This is a genomic window from Chlorogloea sp. CCALA 695 (genome assembly GCF_003003885.1).
GTDB lineage: Bacteria > Cyanobacteriota > Cyanobacteriia > Cyanobacteriales > Chroococcidiopsidaceae > Aliterella.
This window is the reverse complement of sequence record NZ_PVWN01000123.1, coordinates 1-4,089: the sequence shown is the minus strand read 5'-3', so window position 1 is coordinate 4,089 and position 4,089 is coordinate 1. Positions and strand designations below refer to the sequence as shown.

Here is a 4,089-nt window from a genome sequence, read left to right as displayed (position 1 = left end):
CCGCCACTGAAATAGGTATTCTCTGTTTCCCAAAATTGGCTATACTTTTGCTTCAACTGACTGAAGGTAAGCTGAGGGATGTCAAGCTGAAGCTGGGGCGTGTTAATGCTTTCTGGCACTGGATGTTGAGGTTGCCGCAGGTAGGTGTAATATTCGTTAAACCACTCATCTCGGCGATCACTATCGGTTTGTAGAAAGTTGTTTAGCCCTTGGTGGTAATCGAGGTTGTGTTGGCGGTAAAAATCTATGATTTGGCGATCGCGTTCAATGCCGTACTGTACTTGCACATCATGGTTGAAAAACAGTTTAGGGCGATCGCCTTTTTGGATTAACTGGCGGGTAAGCTCTTAGATTACGTCAGTGCTATTACCTTCAAACAAGTAGAGTTGACTTCCCCGCGCTCTAAGGTTTCTATCCAGGTCTTCTAAAGACTCAAACAAGAACTTGACCCTGGCTTTGCCTACTTCTGCCTGCTCGTAGAACCAAGGATCGATAATAAAACAGGGTAGGACTTCCGCGTTATCGGTGCTAGATGGCGTAACTATTTCATTATCTCGAAGGCGTAAGTCCCGTCTAAACCAGAGGATGTGCATTCGTAACTTGTACTATTTTTGTACTACCTACTCTTTCATTATCCTACTTTTTAGTAAGCTATGCTGAAGGCAGTATGCTTATTTGCGTCCATGCTATCCAACCCTTTGCGATCATCGCTTATTAACGCGCGAACAATTTGCGCGAGTTAAGTCAAAATAGGAATTACATACCAAACTGCATTCAAATTTCATGCTTCGAGTCTTAACTAAAGGGTTTTCGCAGGAATTTAAAAGATGGACAGATGCCGTAAATACTACCAATTCCCTCAAACCTAAATGCAAAAGCTGGTTGGAAGATATTAGGGTTTTTGATGGTGAAAACTTGGTATAGGTCTATAGCTTGTCTCATACCTACTCTTAACACATCGGATCTGAGGCTTATAGAAGATTAGCAGTTTTACTCCTGCAAGAAGCCGCACTAAAAGAGGAACAAGTAGCTGATGATAGTAGCAACAATCCTTTTTGATCAAAGTATTCGTCTGCAAAAACCTCGTTGACCCTGTTATACCGATTAAATAAGCTTCGCCCTATCATCGAATACAGGTTCAGAAATCGACGAAAGGGTTTTTCCGTCGTCTTGGAGTAGCAATATTAAAGTATATTATCTCCACCTAGGACAATCATCAAAGTCTACTGTTGTTTGCAATTATTGATCCTATTCTTTGTTAAGAAATCCTTTAAAGTTGTCTAACTTAGTTGAATATTTTAATCTTCTCTTTTCTCTTTCTTAAAAGTCCTTTAACTTAAAGCTTATTTAATATCTACTCGTCTCCTGTATAATTACAGGCTTGCATTAGTAAGCACTTTCAATCATTCAGTATTTTTACTGTGGCGCTTTCAATAATAATTGGTTGAGAATAAAACTGACTAGCCTTAATTATTTAGCTGCTTCTGTACAACTATATTTCTATCTTTAAGTATTAAATTTTTAAATAACACTTAGAGCGTTGATGGCTGGAAAATAAATGGGTTTTTAAAATAGTTTGAGAGAAGAACTTAGTATGTATCAAAACAATCTGCTCGAACTACATAGAATCACTAATAAAGTTCCTGAAATAGTAATTATAGAACCACTCGACTCTTTAGAAGCCTGTTCAGCAATTCAAGCTTTGTACCAATGGAAAATTGTAATTTTGAAATTGAGTAAATTGGAGTTTGACGAGGCACAGCGAGTAGTAGACTTTATTACTGGTGGTGCTTATGCCATTAATGGTCATAGTCAATTGATTGGTAAACAAACTTTCCTGTTTACTCCAAATTCCGTTCAGGTCATTAATCAATCAAGCGTAATTTCAGTATAAAGAACCATTCGTGTATCGAAATTGGACGTGAACTAATTAAATAGGGTAGATAAGCGCGAAGTTGCTATAAGGGGCGACATAACTCAAAACATTGACTGTGTAAAGGTTACAGAATTTAAAAACTGAGCTTTCACGAAGGCTCAAACATTGTAAGACTTAAGACTTAGCTACAAACGGCGAAATTTCCGATGTTGCCCCTTATAGCAGCTTCGGTTTACCCGTAGAACCAAGGATCGATGATGAAGCAGGGTAAGACTTCTGCTTTGTCGGCGGTAGATAGCGTAACTATCTCGTTGTCACCCAAACCTAAGTCTCGACGGAACCAGAAGATGTGTATTCTTCGTCTGTACTATTTTTGTACTACTATTCTAATCTTTTGCAGGCAATCACATTTGAGTTAGTTTAGAATTGAATTAATTGTGCGACAACGCTTTAGTCGTAATTCTTGCAATACTTTTCATTTTCTCTATGAATTCCAAGAACATCATAAAAGTTAAGCGCCCAACAAAACCCCAAACTCCGCCGCCACCATTAAATGATTCCGCCATTGAAGAAGCCGTTGAAGCATTCCAACAATCCGCAATGGAGACGATTCAACAGCCAGTAGTAAACAAAGAGGTTTTCCTCGGAACTCCAAGAGATGAATCAGTTTATGGTTCTGGGTGGAGCTTAACTGAGTTGCTCAACGAATTTAACGAGCGATAGTTAATTCCTAATTCGCGCTACTTGAAAAATTGACAGAATTTTTGAGTTCTTAACTGAGCTACAATTCGTAATGGCTCCACATTCTTACTACTTTAACTGTATTAATGTCTCTCAAAACTTGATAAACCATACGATGTTGAATGTTAATTCGGCGCGAGTAGAACCCTGCTAGGTTTCCTACTAATTTTTCATAAGGTGGCGGGTTTTGAAAAGGGTTTACTGCTAATACTTCTAATAATCTTTCTGCATTACTCCAAAGTTTAGCGTTAACTAAATTTTGCGCGTCTTTAGCTGCTTGTTTCGTCAGCACTACTTGCCAAACCAAGTTTCAATTCCTCTAAATTAATACACTCTTCTACTGGAGTTTGACCACTTTCAATAATTGACTCTGCCATACCTGGTATCGAGGCTAAATACAGTGTTTCCTGAATAGCGTTCCAATCCTCCTGAGAAACTAATACAGCATTGTTTCGCTGCCCAGTAATTAAAACTTGCTTATGAGCCTCAGCAGTCTCATCAATCAAACGAAACAGGTTAGCTCTTGCTTTTGTAGCTGAAAGTACGTCCATTGGTTTTATTTACTATTTTCCCTATTGTACGTTATTGCGTACACATCTGGTCATCTCCAGTTATTGGCGCGTTAGCGCAATTAGCATTCACCAAGGAATCGCTCTTGTAATGCTTAAGTGATTACACTGAATTTAATTTGTCACAAGAATAAATTAGCCGATTATTCCGTACACCCACCCATTACATATTTTTAATGCAATGAATATGATGCAGCATATGGACATCATATTTGACAATGTTAAAACAAATGATTGTTACTAAACCGCTAGTAATTAAACAGCCACAAGCAGGCAAGTTAATCCGCGAGATGAGATCGCATCTTGGTCTAACTCAAGAGCAATTAGCGCTATCACTGGGGGTTACTTGCTCAAGTACCAACCGATGGGAAAATACAATGGTGACTCCATCGCCCCTTGCTATGCAGAAGATTGAGGCGATGCTTGAGCAAATGGGCGATCGCGGTCGAGAGTTACTAAAAAAATACGCTTCTAACTAAATTATCAGCCGATTTCCCAGAACAAGTAGAGAATTATCTTGCAAGTAGAACAACTCAAGCCTGGTATTGTCCTGCGCGGTTCCATCTTCTCGGAACCCGTGAAAGTTTTGACCGTAATGCCGATAGGAAAATCGATTAAGCTGATCGGGCAAGGACTCAACACAAATCAAGTCCATCAGCCAATTTTGACAATAGAGCAATTAACAGAACTTGAATCTACACCAGAGCAAGAATTATTTAATGGCAACTCAGACAAGTTTCGCCACGCCATAGAAGCAATGCGTTTGGGTTTAGCTTACGAATACGATCCATTTTTTGCCCTAACCGTTGCGCGAGTAGATCCTCTACCCCATCAACTTGAAGCAGTCTACGATTACTTTCTCAAGCAGCCAAGAATACGTTTTCTACTTGCCGACGACCCCGG

Annotated in this window: 8 protein-coding genes; 4 read left to right on the top strand and 4 right to left on the bottom strand. The window is 39.3% G+C overall.

All coding sequences use genetic code 11. The annotated features are described in order from the left end of the window. Window positions 1–287 (bottom strand): hypothetical protein (locus C7B70_RS27445; RefSeq protein WP_199192568.1); only part of this gene is annotated, 287 nt, incomplete at its 3' end. 60 nt (window positions 288–347) lie between these two features. After that, window positions 348–593 carry a deoxyribodipyrimidine photo-lyase gene (locus C7B70_RS27440; protein WP_199192567.1) on the bottom strand — a complete coding sequence of 82 codons (246 nt, stop codon included), beginning with the start codon at window positions 591–593 and terminating at the stop codon, window positions 348–350. 1,001 nt (window positions 594–1,594) lie between these two features. Between C7B70_RS27440 and C7B70_RS25120 the strand changes: the two genes are divergently transcribed. Together C7B70_RS25120 and C7B70_RS25115 are read left to right on the top strand one after the other, a co-directional pair. Further along, window positions 1,595–1,894 (top strand): cell division protein SepF, encoded by a 300-nt coding sequence (locus tag C7B70_RS25120; RefSeq protein ID WP_106371601.1) that lies wholly within the window; start codon window positions 1,595–1,597, stop codon window positions 1,892–1,894. 468 nt (window positions 1,895–2,362) lie between these two features. Continuing rightward, on the top strand, window positions 2,363–2,599 hold the full coding sequence (locus C7B70_RS25115) for a hypothetical protein (RefSeq protein WP_106371603.1): 237 nt from the start codon (window positions 2,363–2,365) through the stop codon (window positions 2,597–2,599). A gap of 58 nt (window positions 2,600–2,657) precedes the next feature. On the opposite strand, the gene C7B70_RS25110 is transcribed toward C7B70_RS25115, so the two are convergent. Further along, a complete protein-coding gene (locus C7B70_RS25110) occupies window positions 2,658–2,924 on the bottom strand; it encodes a Txe/YoeB family addiction module toxin (RefSeq protein ID WP_106371600.1) in 267 nt (88 codons plus the stop codon). Further along, entirely contained in the window at window positions 2,887–3,168 is a 282-nt protein-coding gene (locus C7B70_RS25105; protein WP_106371599.1) for a type II toxin-antitoxin system Phd/YefM family antitoxin, read from the bottom strand. Before C7B70_RS25105 ends, C7B70_RS25110 begins: the two co-directional genes overlap by 38 nt. A gap of 236 nt (window positions 3,169–3,404) precedes the next feature. Between C7B70_RS25105 and C7B70_RS25100 the strand changes: the two genes are divergently transcribed. After that, window positions 3,405–3,665: a DNA-binding transcriptional regulator gene (locus tag C7B70_RS25100; protein ID WP_233221149.1), complete on the top strand. Its 261-nt coding sequence runs from the start codon at window positions 3,405–3,407 to the stop codon at window positions 3,663–3,665. Between the two features lie 38 nt (window positions 3,666–3,703). Continuing rightward, window positions 3,704–4,089, top strand: a 386-nt coding sequence (locus C7B70_RS25095; RefSeq protein WP_146134176.1) for a DEAD/DEAH box helicase, incomplete at its 3' end; no start/stop codon positions are given.